This is a genomic window from Rhizobium leguminosarum, from assembly GCF_010668065.1.
GTDB classification, from domain to species: domain Bacteria; phylum Pseudomonadota; class Alphaproteobacteria; order Rhizobiales; family Rhizobiaceae; genus Rhizobium; species Rhizobium leguminosarum_S.
Map to the genome: position 1 here is coordinate 558,484 of NZ_WUEN01000004.1, position 14,889 is coordinate 573,372.

At 61.6% G+C, this 14,889-nt stretch carries 17 protein-coding genes; 10 read left to right on the plus strand and 7 right to left on the minus strand.

Annotation, left to right across the window (positions count from 1 at the left end):
• The first annotated feature begins 63 nt into the window (after positions 1-63).
• The 7 genes from GR198_RS14895 (at position 64) to GR198_RS14925 (ending at position 3,359) form a co-directional block, all read left to right on the plus strand.
• Entirely contained in the window at positions 64-1,164 is a 1,101-nt protein-coding gene (locus tag GR198_RS14895; RefSeq protein WP_012758181.1) for a branched-chain amino acid aminotransferase, read from the plus strand.
• Complete coding sequence (locus tag GR198_RS14900) at positions 1,130-1,468, plus strand: hypothetical protein (protein ID WP_155248884.1); 339 nt, start codon at positions 1,130-1,132, stop codon at positions 1,466-1,468. Before GR198_RS14895 ends, GR198_RS14900 begins: the two co-directional genes overlap by 35 nt.
• Positions 1,469-1,506: 38 nt before the next feature.
• Positions 1,507-1,716 (plus strand): AbrB/MazE/SpoVT family DNA-binding domain-containing protein, encoded by a 210-nt coding sequence (locus tag GR198_RS14905; protein WP_012758182.1) that lies wholly within the window; start codon positions 1,507-1,509, stop codon positions 1,714-1,716.
• The gene (locus tag GR198_RS14910; protein WP_029870352.1) at positions 1,716-2,093 is read left to right on the plus strand and encodes a type II toxin-antitoxin system VapC family toxin; all 378 of its coding nucleotides are present in this window, start codon (positions 1,716-1,718) and stop codon (positions 2,091-2,093) included. Before GR198_RS14905 ends, GR198_RS14910 begins: the two co-directional genes overlap by 1 nt.
• A 118-nt stretch (positions 2,094-2,211) precedes the next feature.
• On the plus strand, positions 2,212-2,463 hold the full coding sequence (locus tag GR198_RS14915; RefSeq protein ID WP_029870351.1) for a ribbon-helix-helix domain-containing protein: 252 nt from the start codon (positions 2,212-2,214) through the stop codon (positions 2,461-2,463).
• Positions 2,447-2,782 (plus strand): type II toxin-antitoxin system RelE/ParE family toxin, encoded by a 336-nt coding sequence (locus tag GR198_RS14920; protein ID WP_029870350.1) that lies wholly within the window; start codon positions 2,447-2,449, stop codon positions 2,780-2,782. Before GR198_RS14915 ends, GR198_RS14920 begins: the two co-directional genes overlap by 17 nt.
• Complete coding sequence (locus GR198_RS14925; RefSeq protein ID WP_029870349.1) at positions 2,772-3,359, plus strand: class I SAM-dependent methyltransferase; 588 nt, start codon at positions 2,772-2,774, stop codon at positions 3,357-3,359. The genes GR198_RS14920 and GR198_RS14925 overlap by 11 nt, the downstream gene beginning before the upstream one ends.
• Before the next feature lie 48 nt (positions 3,360-3,407).
• On the opposite strand, the gene ilvC is transcribed toward GR198_RS14925, so the two are convergent.
• Together ilvC and GR198_RS14935 are read right to left on the minus strand one after the other, a co-directional pair.
• Positions 3,408-4,427, minus strand: coding sequence for a ketol-acid reductoisomerase (gene ilvC, locus GR198_RS14930; RefSeq protein ID WP_012758188.1), 1,020 nt, complete (start codon positions 4,425-4,427; stop codon positions 3,408-3,410).
• Positions 4,428-4,476: 49 nt separating this feature from the next.
• Positions 4,477-5,142 (minus strand): TetR/AcrR family transcriptional regulator, encoded by a 666-nt coding sequence (locus GR198_RS14935; RefSeq protein WP_020050738.1) that lies wholly within the window; start codon positions 5,140-5,142, stop codon positions 4,477-4,479.
• A 141-nt stretch (positions 5,143-5,283) separates the two neighbouring features.
• Here GR198_RS14935 and GR198_RS14940 point away from each other — a divergent pair, with 141 nt between their 5' ends.
• Positions 5,284-5,763, plus strand: coding sequence for a hypothetical protein (locus GR198_RS14940; protein ID WP_029870348.1), 480 nt, complete (start codon positions 5,284-5,286; stop codon positions 5,761-5,763).
• Positions 5,764-5,785: 22 nt separating this feature from the next.
• A complete protein-coding gene (locus GR198_RS14945) occupies positions 5,786-6,151 on the plus strand; it encodes a DUF4087 domain-containing protein (RefSeq protein ID WP_017994657.1) in 366 nt (121 codons plus the stop codon).
• Positions 6,152-6,234: 83 nt separating this feature from the next.
• On the opposite strand, the gene GR198_RS14950 is transcribed toward GR198_RS14945, so the two are convergent.
• From GR198_RS14950 to GR198_RS14960, 3 genes are all read right to left on the minus strand, one after another.
• A complete protein-coding gene (locus GR198_RS14950) occupies positions 6,235-7,917 on the minus strand; it encodes a hypothetical protein (protein ID WP_029870346.1) in 1,683 nt (560 codons plus the stop codon).
• Positions 7,917-8,975, minus strand: coding sequence for a glycosyltransferase family 2 protein (locus GR198_RS14955; RefSeq protein ID WP_029870345.1), 1,059 nt, complete (start codon positions 8,973-8,975; stop codon positions 7,917-7,919). Before GR198_RS14955 ends, GR198_RS14950 begins: the two co-directional genes overlap by 1 nt.
• Before the next feature lie 91 nt (positions 8,976-9,066).
• Positions 9,067-9,975 carry an AraC family transcriptional regulator gene (locus tag GR198_RS14960; RefSeq protein WP_003541220.1) on the minus strand — a complete coding sequence of 303 codons (909 nt, stop codon included), beginning with the start codon at positions 9,973-9,975 and terminating at the stop codon, positions 9,067-9,069.
• Between the two features lie 204 nt (positions 9,976-10,179).
• Between GR198_RS14960 and GR198_RS14965 the strand changes: the two genes are divergently transcribed.
• Positions 10,180-11,226, plus strand: a complete 1,047-nt coding sequence (locus tag GR198_RS14965) for an NAD(P)-dependent alcohol dehydrogenase (protein ID WP_029870344.1) — start codon at positions 10,180-10,182, stop codon at positions 11,224-11,226.
• 60 nt (positions 11,227-11,286) lie between these two features.
• Here GR198_RS14965 and GR198_RS14970 read toward each other — a convergent pair whose 3' ends face one another.
• Positions 11,287-13,242, minus strand: a complete 1,956-nt coding sequence (locus GR198_RS14970; RefSeq protein WP_164069163.1) for an elongation factor G — start codon at positions 13,240-13,242, stop codon at positions 11,287-11,289.
• A gap of 320 nt (positions 13,243-13,562) precedes the next feature.
• Positions 13,563-14,828 (minus strand): NAD(P)/FAD-dependent oxidoreductase, encoded by a 1,266-nt coding sequence (locus GR198_RS14975; protein WP_029870342.1) that lies wholly within the window; start codon positions 14,826-14,828, stop codon positions 13,563-13,565.
• Positions 14,829-14,889 lie beyond the last annotated feature (61 nt).

A 14,889-nucleotide genomic window follows, 5' to 3' on the forward strand; every position in this document is an offset into this window, starting at 1 on the left:
CAAGACCAGCCCGGCGGCAGTAGTGTCCCCGCCACTATTCAATGTACTATCAAGGTGCCAGCAATGACCGCGACGACGACCTCTCCTGAAATCAAGATCGAATTGCACAAGTCTCCCGTCTCCGACGCCGACCGCATCCAGGCACTGGAGACGCCCGGCTTCGGTAAGGTCTTCACGGATCATATGGTCCTGGCACGATGGACTGCCGACAAGGGCTGGCACGATGCGAAGGTTACGCCGAGGCGTCCTCTGGAGCTCGATCCTGCAAGCGCCGTGCTGCACTATGCTCAGGAAATTTTCGAAGGCATGAAAGCCTACAAGGCAGACGATGGCCGGATTCTGCTCTTTCGGCCCGAAGAGAATGCCCGCCGCTTCGCGCAGTCGGCGACCCGCATGGCTATGCCTCCTGTGCCCGAAGAACTCTTCCTGAAGGCGGTCGAAGAACTGGTCCGCGTTGACAAGGCCTGGATTCCATCCGGCGACGCCAGTCTCTACCTTCGCCCCTTCATGTTCGCCAACGAGGCGTTCCTGGGCGTTCGTCCCGCTCAGGAATATGTCTTCTGCATCATCGCCTCTCCGGTCGGCGCCTACTTCAAAGGCGGGGCGAAGGCGGTCTCCCTATGGGTCGAGACCGAATACACCCGTGCTGCCGCCGGCGGCACCGGCGCTGCAAAATGCGGCGGAAACTACGCAGCCAGCCTCGTGGCGCAAGCCGAGGCGGCGAAAAAGGATTGCGATCAGGTCGTCTTCCTGGACGCAGCAGAGCATCGCTGGGTCGAGGAACTCGGCGGCATGAACGTCTTCTTCGTCATGAACGACGGATCGGTGGTGACCCCGCCTCTTGGCGGCACGATCCTGCCGGGTATCACCCGTGCTTCGGTGATCGTGCTCGCTGGAGAAAAGGGCTTGCGCGTCGAGCAGCGTCCCTACTCCTTCGCGGAATGGCAGCAGGACGCAACCAGCGGCAAGCTCGTCGAAGCCTTCGCTTGCGGCACTGCCGCCGTCCTGGCGGGCATCGGCCTGGTTCGACATGCCGGCGGCGAGTTTCTGGTCGGAGACGGACAGACCGGCAAGTTGACCAGCGAATTGCGCCAGCAACTCGTCAGTCTCCAGAAGGGCGTAACAAACGATGAGCGCGGCTGGACGCGCCTTATCCCGGCCTGAACTCCGGACGCTTCACGCCAAAGGCGGCGTCAACACCGACATGGTGGGCGCCGCTCTCCGCCTCGCCCGCAAAGCCGCCGGCTGGCGATCTATTCCGCCCTCGTCGGAGTTCGTTTCGATTTGCACGATACGATGTTCTTCGAGCCGACAACCATTGAGCAATCCGCAGATCTCTTTCGAAACCGAGCGCCGCCCGGTTTTTTTGTGGCCGAGTCAACCGGAAGAAACCATCGTCAACTTCCCATTTGGCGACCGAAATAGCACCAATGCCAAAAACGGTTCGCCATTGACCGACGCCAAGTGAATTCTTACTATCTATCAATCGATAGAGGAAAGGTAAGAATGGCAACCGCAACCCTCTCTACAAAATTCCAGATCTCCATTCCCAAGGAAGTGCGTGAACAACAGCACTGGTCGGCGGGACAGGAATTCGTGTTCATACCCAAAGGCAAAGGCGTTTTGCTAATGCCGGTCCCGACGCTTGCCGATCTTCGCGGCCTCGCCGAAGGCGCAGACAACAAAAACTACCGCGACCGGAACGACCGTTTCTAATGCGCGTGATCGACAGCTCCGCATGGATAGAATGGCTGACGAAAAGTGCTGCCGGAACCAGGCTGCAGGCCGAAATCCCGGAACGCGATCAATGCATCGTTCCGACGATCGTGCAGCTTGAGCTTTCCAAATGGCTGGCACGCGAAAAGGACGATGAAGCCGTCGACAGCTTCATCGCTTATACCGCGACATGCATGGTTGTTTCTCTCGACACGACGCTTGCTCGCCGTGCTGCCGAAATATCGGCAGCCCATAAACTCGCCACCGCCGATGCGATCATTTATGCGACCGCGGAGCGCCACGATGCCGACATCCTCACCTGCGATGCCCATTTCAAGGATCTCGAACGCGTCATCTATATCGATAAAAAAGACTGATCCGCATGTGACCCAAGCCCTCGACGGCGCGGCACAACGCTTCTATCACAAACTGGGAAATGATAATCTGGCATCTGGAATGGCTGAAAACCGGCATGTGCAGGCGGCACCGAATCCAATGGCGAAAATGACGATCTCGCTTCCGGATAATCTGGCGGACTACGTCGAAAGCCGTGTCGCAAGCGGCAGATACAGCAGTGCCAGCGCATTCCTGGCGGAGCTTATTCTGAAGGATCAGCTCCATCATAAGCTTGACGACGAAGAACTGCGCAACATTCTGAGACAGGCTGAGGAAAGCGGCCCGAGCGAGCGACGCATTCCCGACATCCTGTCGGAAACGAAGGCAAAGCTGCGTGACAACCACCTATAGGCTGACTCGAACCGCTTACTCCGTGCTATCAGGCATCGACGAATATGCTTGCCTCAATTTCGGCGAGGCGCAGGCAGACGCCTATCTTCTCGACTGGGACAGGATTTTCGTGCTTCTTTCGCATGCTCCCTCCATGGGAGAAGAATGCGACGAACTCGGTGTCGGCCTTCGCCGCCTCCTCCACATGCGTCACGTCGCCTTCTACAGGGTGACATCGGAAGGGATTGTCGTCATTGACATCATCGACGCCGACCGGCTTCCTGAAAGACATCTTCAATCCAATCGACGCCAGCGATCGGCCGAACAGCATGCCTCTTGACTGCACCTCCGCCTTCTATGAGGAAAATGCCGAGACATACGCCAAGCGGGCGCGCAGCCTGCCGAAGCAGCAGCTCGATGCCTTCCTCGCCGGGCTTGCGCCGGGTGCGGCAATCCTCGAACTCGGCTGCGGCGGCGGGCAGGACAGCGCCTACATGCTGGCGCGCGGTTTCGACGTGACGCCGACGGATGGCTCGACCGAGCTCGCAAGACAAGCGGAGGCGCTGATCGGCAGGCCGGTCAGGGTCATGCTGTTCCAGGAGCTCGACGCCGACAGCGCCTTCGACGGCGTCTGGGCGCATGCAAGCCTTCTCCATGTTCCAACATCTGAGCTGCCCGACGTCTTCGCCCGCATCTGGCGCGCGCTGAGGACGGGCGGCATCCTTCACGCAAGCTTCAAGGCAGGGGAAGCGGAGGGCCATGACGGCTTCGGGCGTTATTACAACTATCCCTCCGCCGAATGGCTTTCGGAGCTTTTGACGAAAGGCGGCTGGCGGAATATCGCCATCAGCGAAAGCGACGGCGGCGGCTATGACGGCAAGCCAACCCGCTGGCTGACCGTCGGCGCAGAACGGTAAAGGCCGGAGCTTTCGCGCCGGCCTCCAACCATAGAATCTTGAAGCCGCTTAGTTGACCGACTTGTCGACCAGCTTGTTCTTGCCGATCCAGGGCATCATGCCGCGCAGCTTGGCGCCGACTTCTTCGATCGGGTGGCTGTCGTTCAGGCGGCGGATGCCCTTGAAGCGCGAGCCGCCGGCGCGGTATTCCTGCATCCAATCGGACGTGAACTTGCCGGTCTGGATGTCCTTGAGAACGCGCTTCATTTCGGCCTTGGTCTCGGCAGTGATGATGCGCGGACCGGAGACATATTCGCCCCACTCGGCCGTGTTGGAGATCGAGTAGTTCATGTTGGCGATGCCGCCTTCATAAATCAGGTCGACGATCAGCTTCACTTCGTGCAGGCACTCGAAATAGGCCATTTCAGGCGCGTAGCCGGCTTCGGTGAGCGTTTCGAAACCGGCGCGGATGAGCTCGACGAGACCGCCGCAGAGAACAACCTGTTCGCCGAAGAGGTCGGTTTCGCACTCTTCGCGGAAGTTGGTTTCGATGATGCCCGAACGGCCGCCGCCGACGCCGCAGGCGTAGGAGAGAGCGAGTTCAAGGGCGTTGCCCGACGGATTCTGGTGAACGGCCACGAGGCAGGGAACGCCGCCGCCCTTCTGGTATTCGCCGCGAACCGTATGGCCCGGGCCCTTCGGCGCGATCATCACGACGTCGACCGAAGCCTTCGCCTCGATGAGGCCGAAGTGGATGTTGAGGCCGTGGGCGAAAGCGATCGCGGCGCCATCGCGGATATTAGGCGCGATGTCGGCCTTGTAGATGTCGGCCTGCAGTTCGTCCGGGGTCGCCATCATCATCAGGTCCGCCCAGGCGGCAGCTTCGGCAACTGTCATGACCTTGAAGCCATCGGCTTCGGCCTTCTTGACGGTCGGCGAACCGGCCTTGAGTGCGATGACGACGTTCTGGGCGCCGCTGTCCTTGAGGTTCAGTGCATGGGCCCGGCCCTGCGAACCATAGCCGATGACGGCCACCTTCTTGGCCTTGATGAGGTTGAGATCGGCATCACGATCGTAATAGACGCGCATTTGAAGTTCCTTCCCTTTGCTTGTCTTGTTGACTGTCATTAAAGCGGAATCAGCCGAGAACCGGCATCTCCGCCAGAACCTTGTCCGTGCCATAGAGCCTGAGGAAGGCGGTGACTGCCCTCTCCGCCTGGCGTGCGGTATCCTTGAGGCCTGGTTCGCCGAGCAGCATGCGCACATGCAGGTCGGAGACAACAAGGCCGTAAAGCGTGTGATAAGCCTCGTCGGCATCGGCAAAACGCAGGAGCCCTGCCCTTTTGCCGGCATCGATCAGCGCCATGGCGCGCCGGTCGATCTGGCGACGGCCGCGCTCGAGCAGCAACTTGCCGAGTTTCGAGCCGTCGCGGTTCGACTGACCGATCGCCAGCCGGTTGAGCGCCAGCGAGACGTCGCCGGCAAGCACCTCCAGCAGGTCACGCGCAAAAATGACGACATGGTCGTGCAGGCTCGCCGCCGTCAGCCGCTCGCCGTTGCGCTCGAAGGTGCGCACCTTGCTCGCCTGATAGGCGATCATCGCCGACAGCAGCCCGTCGCGATCGCCGAACCACTTGTAAAGGCTTTCCTTCGAGCAATTGGCGGCTCGCGCCACACCCGAGGTCGTCAGCGCCTTCTCGCCGCCATCGACGAGCAACTGCAACGCCTGCTCCAGAACGGCGTTCTGGCGCGGCGAAAATTCGCTCGGCTCTGCGGTATCGACGGACACGATCATGGCTCCCATTTACGTACCGTACGGTACGGTTCGTAAGGTTTATGCGATAAACCGAACAGGTCGTCAAGAAGCCTGGATAGATTTTTTTAATACGTGAAACCGCGATGAAACACCAGAATTGGATAGGCGCGAATCCTCGGCGATCGCATAATGTCGCGCTACGCCATTTGCCCGGAGGCTCCGATGTCACGCCTTTCTGCAGCCCTTCTCCTGCTCGGAGCAATCCTCCTTGGCGGCTCAAGCGCTCTCGCGCAGTCCGACAGCGACGTCTATAATCGCATCGAGGAACTGCACGGCGATGCCGCGGGCTTCGACCGACCGCTGCGCCAGCTTGTCAAAGCGATGCGATCGGGCGAAGCCGAGACCATCGCCGGCCTTGCCGAATACCCGCTGACGGTCAAGGCCAATGGTGAGACCTACGACGTCGAGAGCGCCGAGGATTTCATTGACAATTTCGACGATCTCGTGACGCCGGAAACGCGCCGCGCCGTCGGACGCCAGCAATACGAGGATCTCTTCGTCAACAGCGACGGCGTCATGCTGGCCGGCGGCGCCGTCTGGATGGGCGCGATCTGCGAGGACAACGCCTGCGAGGCGAGCCATTGGGCGATCATCGCGATCAACAACTGATATCTTTCGAGGGGAAAAGGCAATGAGATACCGGATAGCGGCCGCGGTCATGATCGCAGCTCTTGTCGTCGCAGCCAATGCGCGGGCCGCCGAAACGCGCTGCGGCTGGATCGAGAATCCGACGCCCGCCAACTGGTGGCTGGAGGACGCGGAGAACACCTGGACGATCATGACCCAGGGCGACGATGCCGGCGAGGTGGAAGGCATGGAGCTGATCTCCGACATCTCCGAACATGATTATGTCAGAACCAACGGCAATTACGGCTATGCCTGCGCCTGCATGAGTGTGGAGACTGATGGCAAGGATCGCATCACCCGCATCCTCTCCTTCCGTCAGCTAAAGCTCGCCAAATGCCGTGCCGACAAGGCGCTGAAATTCCCCGGCTGACTAGCGCCTCACCCGAAAACCGGATGGCGGCCGCAATCATCACCCAATCGTCCAGAGGCAATCGATCCACGAAGGGCCCCGACCTATGACGCCCTGGCGCAACCGGTGGGAATCGAGAGAGGCTCTGGCGGCATCACCTTGTCGATTGCGTAAAGCTTTGCGAAACCCGCATCTTCGACCAGCGTCAGCCCCGCCGGCATCAAGGTGCCGACATAGCGGTCGGGGATATCGGCATTGGCGACCAGGACGAAATCGAAACGCCCGCGCCAATCCGACAGATAAGGCGCAAAGTTTCTATATTCCTGCATCATTGCTGGGCATGAAAGCACGCCGATCGACAGCAGATTGCCCTCGGGAACCGCGATCTCCGACCATGGCGGCAGAACGGATAACGGCTGCTTGCCTTTTGCCGTGAAGAGCGTCGGCACGAAAGCATGGGAGAAGGGCACGGCAAGCGTCGGCAGGTGCCGGAAAGTATCCAACCCCCAGGCAAAATGCCGGTTGGAGTGGGCAAGACCGCTCACTGTCTCGGGTTCATGTCCCAGAGGCAGCACGGCTGCACCGGCCGGCACCTTTTTAAGCACAGTCTCGACGGCGGCAACATCCTTCTGTGCCAGCCACCAGTTCCAGCCGATCCAGCCGGTGCGACCGAAGACTGCGAGATTGATGATGAGCGCCAGCAACAGCGCTTGCCGGCGCGTGAGATTGGCAAAGGGGCACATCATCGCCATGGCGACGAGCGCTGTCATGATCGGAAAGCGCCAACTGATCCATCCGGTGCCGAGCATGTGGCGAGGCGAAACACAGGAGAGCAGCAGCAGGCCGCAGGCGGCGACGGCAAGCCCCGCATGCATGCGGATATCGCCCGCGCTGATGGCACGGGTGCAGATGAGGATCAGCGGCAGAACCAGCACGACATCCACCACCGGGACATAGGTCGTGATGGCGGAGAGCATATTAAGGACGATCAGGACGATGCCGTCGTTCCAGGCAAGGCCGAGGCCGTTGCCGCCGGCGTTGGGCAAAGCCGCCGTATGGAGATAGAGCGCGAGCGGCGGCAGGGCGCAGGCACCGAGCGCCAGCGCCAACCGGCCGCCGAGCCTCATGAGAGCCGCCTTCGATCGCACGATATCGATGCGCCAGGAAAATTCGAGGCCGCAGACGATCGCCATATAGAAGCCAAGTGCGAAGAGATGCATCACCGTCAGCAGCAGCGCGGCGGCGAGCCGCCAGGCAATAACCACGGCGGGATTTCTGCGCTGCAGCCGCAGATCGACGCAGGCGAAGAACAAGGCCATGCCGAGGCCGATCTGGAAGTTGATGAAGCCGCCGATCATGGTGGCGCACCAGCCGAGCGACAGCATGGCGGTCTGCCAGTGGTGCCGGCCGCTGAAAAGCGCGCGGTGCAGGCCGATTGCCCCGAGCGGCGGCAGCACGATCGCCAGGAAAAGCAAAGCCCGCGCAAGCCTGTCTGCGCCGACCAGCGGCCCCAGCCAGGTGGCTAGAACGTCGATCCCGACATTGGTGAAGGTGCGGTTCCAATCGACCGCATAGATCTCAGGAAACGGTTGCTCGCCGATCCCGCCCGAAAGGAGCCAGATACGGGCGTAATGATTGGCGTAATCGAGAACTGGCGGAAAGGGAAACAGGAGAACCAGAGCCGCGGCAAGTCCGACGAATGCGACGATCGCAACGGTGGAATCCTGCCTGGCGATCGATTCCTCAGGCCCGGCTGCGGCCACAGCAGGCGCGGCAATCCGGTCCATTATCCGATCCGGCTGTTCTTTTGCGAGCGCGGCGGCTCTTCGGATGTAAAGGCCGCATCCAGCGCGGCGCGCTTGTCGCTGGCGCTCATCTCCGAGAATGCGATCGACAATTCTGCATGTTCACTGCCGCGCACGATCGTCTCGACCATGAACATCGGCCGCCTTTTGCTCTCCTGGACGAGGCGACCAAGATACTCGCCGATGATGCCGATGCAGATCAGCTGGATAGCGCTGAAGGCGCTGACCGCGGCCATGATCGACGACCAGCCGGTCACCGTCTCGCCCTGCAGCCAGCGAACGAAGGTGTAGACGAGCAACGCGATCGCGACGCCCGCACTCATCATGCCAAGCCATGTGCTGATGCGCAGCGGCGTCGTCGAAAAGCTCGTGATCGCATCGAGCGCGAAATTGATCATCTTTCGCAGAGGATATTTCGTCGTGCCGGCAAAGCGGGCGTCACGCTCGTAGGGGAGAGCCACCTGCCTGCCGCCGATCCAGCTGACCATGCCGCGGATGAAGCGATCGCGCTCCGGCATCGCCAGCAGGATATCGACGACGCGCCGGCGCATCAGCCGGAAGTCGCCGGTATCGCGCGGAATGGTCACGGAAGCGAGCTTGGACAAAGCGCGATAGAAAAGCGAAGCGGAGGCCAGCTTGAACCAGCTTTCGCCCTGGCGGCGCGTGCGCTGACCGTAAACGACGTCGGCGCCGCGCTCCATGATCGGCATCATCATCAAAAGCAGCTCGGGCGGATCCTGAAGATCGGCATCGATCAAAAGCACGCGCTCGCCCCGCGAGGCGGCAAGCCCCGCCGTCGATGCCAGCTGGTGACCGTGATTGCGCAGAAGACGAACACCGAGCACCTGCGGCACATCTGCCGCCAGATCCGAAATGATCTCCCAGGTGCGATCGGACGAGCCATCATCGACGAGAATGAGCTCGAAGGCATCACCAGTGACGCTATGGGCAGCGGCTGCAGCGCGGCGGCAGAACTCGCGCAGCCCTTCTTCCTCGTTGTGACAAGGCGCGACGATGGAAAGAAATGGGACTTGCGCCATGCTGACGTCGGTGCCTGCTTGATGTTTGGCGCCAGACTAGCGACGAAACGTCAAACATCCTTTAACGATTGGCTACCGGTCGCAAGGCCGACTATTCCGCCGCCATGACCTCGCGGGCGCCGTCGATATCGCGAGCCGGCGAGGCGCCGTAAAGGCGGCTATATTCGCGGCTGAATTGCGACGGGCTTTGATAGCCGACGCGATGACCGGCCGTGCCCGCATCGAGCCGCTCCACGAGCATCAGGCGGCGCGCCTCGTGCAGGCGCAGCTGCTTCTGATACTGCACCGGCGTCATCGCCGTGACCGACTTGAAGTGATGATGGAAGGACGACACACTCATGCTGACGCGGTCGGCAAGGTCTTCGATGCGCAATGGCCGCGCGAAATTCTCCTTCAGCCATGCGACGGCGCGCGCGACCCTGTTGCTGTGGCTGTCTGCAGTGGCGATGTTGATCAGCCGCGCGCCATCCGGCCCGGTCAGCACCCGGTAGAGGATTTCCTGCTCGATCAGCGGCGCCATGGCAGGAATGTCGCCTGGACGATCGAGCAAGCGCAGCAGGCGAACGGCAGCATCCAGGAGCTCCGGCGGAGCGACGTTCACCGCCATCCCGCGCTGCCCGTCGGTATGGGCGGCCGGGCTCGGAATATCGATGCGGCTGAGCAACTCCAGCAGCTTCTCCGAGTCGATTGCCAGTCCCAGGCAGAGATGCGGAACCTCAGGGCTTGCCTCCGTGACCCGCCAGGCGACCGGCAGGTCGAGCGAGGTCAGCAGATAGTCTCCGGTCCCGTAGCTGATAAGTTCCGTGCCGAGGCGCAGGCTCTTGGCGCCCTGCAGTACAAAGGCAAAACAGGGCCGGTAGCTGCTGTGCAGCGGATCGCTGGGCTTGGACCGACGGCTGATGTGAAGATTGCCGATATCAGTCGCGAACTCGCCGTCACCAGCCGCGAAGCGCATCGCGATATCGACAATTTCCTGATAGGGGCTGAAGGGCAAAGTCATGCGGCAACTCTTTCTGTCAACTGTCTGACGCCGGCGATACCGCTCTTATCTAGAGTGCCTTGGCCATTTCGCAAACAGGCCGTCGCCTTACTTTTGCAGGATCGTGCAAAAAGCTGAGAGGATCGCTCTAACCCTCTGACGCAGTTCCGGGCAATAGTCCACCATCTCTTTCAACCCCCACCACAATCGAAAAGGATGGTTCCCATGCCTATTGCAAGAGGCTACGCCGCGACCGACGCTTCCAAGCCGCTGACCCCTTTCACCTTCGAACGCCGCAACCCGAACCCCGATGACGTCGTTATCGACATCAAGTTTGCCGGCATCTGCCATTCGGACATCCACACTGTCCGCAACGAATGGAAGAACGCCGTTTATCCGATCGTGCCGGGCCATGAGATTGCCGGCATCGTCTCGGCTGTCGGTTCCGGTGTGACCAAATTCAAGGTCGGCGATCGGGTCGGCGTCGGCTGCTTCGTCGATTCCTGCATCGGCTGCGCCGAGCGCGACCTCGATCGCGAACAGTATATGCCGGGGCTCGCCGGTACCTATAACGACTTCGAAGCCGACCGCAAGACACGGACCCAGGGCGGCTATTCCGACTCGATCGTCGTTAGGGAAGGCTATGTCATGTCCATTCCGGACAATCTGCCACTCGATGCCTCCGCGCCGCTGCTCTGCGCCGGCATCACGCTCTATTCGCCGTTGCGCCACTGGAATGCCGGTCCCGGCAAGAAGGTCGCGATCGTCGGCATGGGCGGTCTCGGCCATATGGGCGTCAAGCTCGGCGCCGCCATGGGCGCCGATATCACCGTTCTCTCCCAGAGCCTTTCCAAGAAGGAAGATGGGCTGAAGCTCGGCGCCAAGGAATATTACGCCACCAACGACCCGGAAACCTTCACGAAGCTCGCCGGCACGTTCGACCTGATCATCTGCACCGTCAGCGCCGAGATCGACTGGAATGCCTATCTCGGCCTCCTGAAGGTGGATGGTTCCTTCGTGGTGGTCGGCGCGCCGGAAAACCCGATCCCCGTGCATGCGTTCTCGGTCATCCCCGGCCGCAAGAGCATATCAGGCTCGATGATCGGCTCGATCAAGGAAACCCAGGAAATGCTAGACTTCTGCGGCGAGCACAACATCGTCTCCGAGATCGAGAAGATCAACATCCAGCAGGTCAACGAAGCCTATGAACGCGTCCTGAAAAGCGACGTCCGTTACCGCTTCGTCATCGACATTGCCTCGCTGGCAGCTTGAGAAAACGAGAGGCGGCTCCTTTGGGGCCGCCTTTTTGATAACGGCATCCTCCATCCGTCCTCATGCTGAGGCTCTCGTGGACTGCAGCCGCAGCAGATATTCGACTGGTTTGAACGGATCAGGCCCTGAACGCCGGCGAACGCGCGGCGGGCCGGCCATTGGGGCATAATGGTCGAAAGAGGTTTCCATGGTCCCCGCCCCGCTCGTCAGGCCCGGCAATTGCTGCTGGACGCTCTGGATCATCGCGGACGCCATGGTGCCTTCCAGCCGGGCCATGCCGTCGGCAATCACGGAATCCGTCATCGTCGCAGCAGATTTCGCAAGCAGGGTCAGCAAGCCGTTCAAGCTCTCCGCGGGCGCTTCGAGATGAAAGCGGTCGATCGGTTCGCATAGGACGGTTTGTGCCGCCGACAGTGCATCTGCCAGCACCCAAGGCGTCAGCTGCCGGAAATCGGCGGCGGTGCTTGCAGGCGAGCTGTGCCGGGCTGCCGTCATCGCGACGTGGCAATCGATGACCTGCCAGCCGAAAACGCCCTGTTTCAGCGTTTCGAACACGGTTTCTTCGACTGCCCTGTAAAAGCCGGCGGGCATCTGGCCCACGTCCACATCAAGCGCAAAGCTGTTGCCTGCCCCTTCTGGACGTGGTTCGACGCGTAGACCGACGGTGGCGAGAAACGGATTGGGCTCCTTGAAGAGGATCTGCAGGCCTTCCCCGGTTCCCACAAGCCTTTCCACTAAGATGACCGTGCTTTCCTCGAACCCAGCCTCGAGACCGAAATCCGTCAGCAGGGTCGATTGGACGACTTCCTTCTGCACCTCGCCATAGAGCGATACGAAGATTTCGTCGGCATCATCGTTCCGGCGCAGATTGATCAACGGGTCCTGCTCCGCCATCTGGTTCAGCGCCAGCCAGAGGGCCACCTTGTCGGAGGGCCGCCGGGCAAGGACGCGGGTTTCGAGGCTGGGCGGGGCAAACTGCGGCCGCCCAGCCGCGAGCAGGTCGCCGCCCACCGCATCCCCGATGCGGGCGCCGGCAAGGCCGCTTACGCGCGCGATCTGCCCGGCGCGGAAGCTTGCGGCGCCATGAACCCGGCCGGCCTCGAAAACCTCGATCGCGGTCACTCTTTCCGGGCCTCTGGGCAAATCCAGATGTTGCCGCAGCTGGACCGTGCCTGACGTCAAGTACATATAGGCCAGCTTTTCACCGCCCCAGCCGCGTTCGATCTTGAAGATGTTTCCGGCAATCGGCCCGTCCGGATCGAGGCGTCGGTCGGGCAATATCGTCGCGATGGCCGATGTCAGGGCCGGCACGCCGACGCCGATCGTTGCCGCACCTGCGAAGACAGGATGCACCAGACCACTCGCGACCTGATCGCTCAGGCAGCGTCCAAGCCTGTCCACCGTCAGGCGATCGGGCGCCAAGACGTAGTCGTCCAGCAGCGCCTCGTCATTCTCCGCGAGTGCTTCGCAGAGCGGCCTGAAAAGCGGTTCGCATCCGGGAGCCAACGCCTCCACCCGAGCAAGCCTGCTGCCGGCATCGACGACGGAAGACATAGCGATGGGGCGAACCGGCAATTGGGCGGCAAGGACCTTCAGCAGGTCCTCATATTGCGCGCCGAGACGATCGACCTTGTTGACGAAGAAGATGAAGGGAACGCCAAGCCGCCGCAGCGCCCGCACCAGCACTCGCGTCTGGGCCTGCACGCCTTCGACCGCCGAAACGACGACGATTACGGCATCCAGCAATCCGAGCACCCGCTCGACCTCGGCGATGAAATCCGGGTGACCGGGCGTGTCGATGAGATTGACGATCCTGTCGCCGATGGTGAACGACACCACCGCGGCCCTGATCGTGATGCCGCGTTGCCGTTCGAGCTCGAGAGTGTCCGTCTGTGTATTGCCGGTATCGACGCTGCCGAGCTTGTCGATGACGCCAGCGTCAAAAAGCAGTCTTTCGGTAAGGCTAGTCTTGCCTGCGTCCACATGGGCGAGGATGCCCAGATTCAAAGTGCGCATGAACCACCAACTTCTCAGAATTTCGAATGTGATTTTCGTGAGAAGTGAATCGGCGCATTGGAACCTCTACTCGCTGTAGCTACGGCTGGATGCGTAACCCCCGGTGGTTGGGAGACGCGGTGCAAACCCTAAGGGCGTGTGCGGAGGCAAGTCAAGCTTGGGCATATCGCATTCACGGCGTGGACACGCTCGTAGCTGGTTTCTTGGACCGGCGTGCCGTGACCGCCCCCTCTGCCCTGTGGGGGAGATGCCCGGCAGGGCAAAGGGGGGCGGTCACGGCATGCCCTCTCCTGCTGTCCCCAACATGACCCAAAGAAGAGTTACCCCTCCTCCCGCATCGTCTCTCGCTGGGTGATCAACCGGGCGCTGTGCTGACCGCTCAGATAGATCCAGAGCCAGCTCCAGGCGACGGAGAAGCGCGAGCGGGTGCCGATCAGGAAGTAGATATGGGCAAGTCCCCAGATCCACCAGGCGAGCCAGCCCTTCAGCTTGATCCGGCCGAAATCGATGATCGCAGCACTCTTGCCGATCGTCGCCAGGCTGCCCTGATGCCAATAACGGAAAGGCGCCGGCGCCGGTTTGCCGGATATGCGGGCGCGGATCACCTTGGCGACGTAACCGCCCTGCTGCTTAGCGGCGGGCGCAATGCCCGGCACCGGCTTGCCGTCCTCGCGCATGACGGAGGCGGTATCGCCGACGACGAAGACGTTAGGCAGCCCCGGCGCGCTCAGATCCTTCTCGACCACGACGCGGCCCGCCCGGTCGGCCGCAACGTCGAGCCACCGCGCCGCCGGCGAGGCGGTGACGCCGGCTGCCCAGACGATCGTCCGGCTGGCAACGAAGGTCTCGCCGATCTTCACGCCGTCGGCGTTGCATTCGGTCACCGGCTTGCCGAGATGGATCTCGACCCCGAGCTTCTCCAGCGCCTTCTGCGCATAGGCCGAAAGCTCCTCGGCGAAGGTCGGCAGCACCCTCGGGCCGGCCTCGACCAGCACGACGCGAGTCTTGCGCGTGTCGATGTTGCGGAATTCCTTGGGCAGCGTGAAATGCGCAAGGTCAGCGATGATGCCGGCCAGCTCGACGCCTGTCGGCCCCGCCCCGACGATGGTGAAGGTCAACAGCGCATCGCGTACGGCCGGATCGGCCTCCATCTCCGCCTTCTCGAAGGCAAGCAGCAGGCGCCGGCGGATCGTCGTCGCATCCTCCAGCGTCTTCAGGCCGGGCGCCACCGGCTCCCATTCGTCGTGGCCGAAATAGGCATGTGTCGCCCCGGTCGCCAGAACCAGCGTATCGTAACCAAGAGTCATGCCGTTGCGTAAGGAAACCGTCTTCGCACCGCTGTCGACGCCGGTGACCTCGCCGAGCAGCACCGTCACGTCAGGCCGGTCGGCATAGAGGCGGCGGATCGGCCAGGCGATCTCCGAGGTGGAAAGAATGGTGGTCGCCACCTGATAGAGCAGCGGCTGGAAGAGATGGTGATTGCGCCGATCGACCAGCGTGATCCTGACACCGGCGCCCTTCAAACCGTTGACGAGTTGCAGCCCGCCGAAACCGCCGCCGACAACGACGACATGATGATCGCTCATGACTTACCCCTTTGCGCCATTTCGCTCAAAGCCAATGTGGCCTTCGCCGCGATGGTTGCAA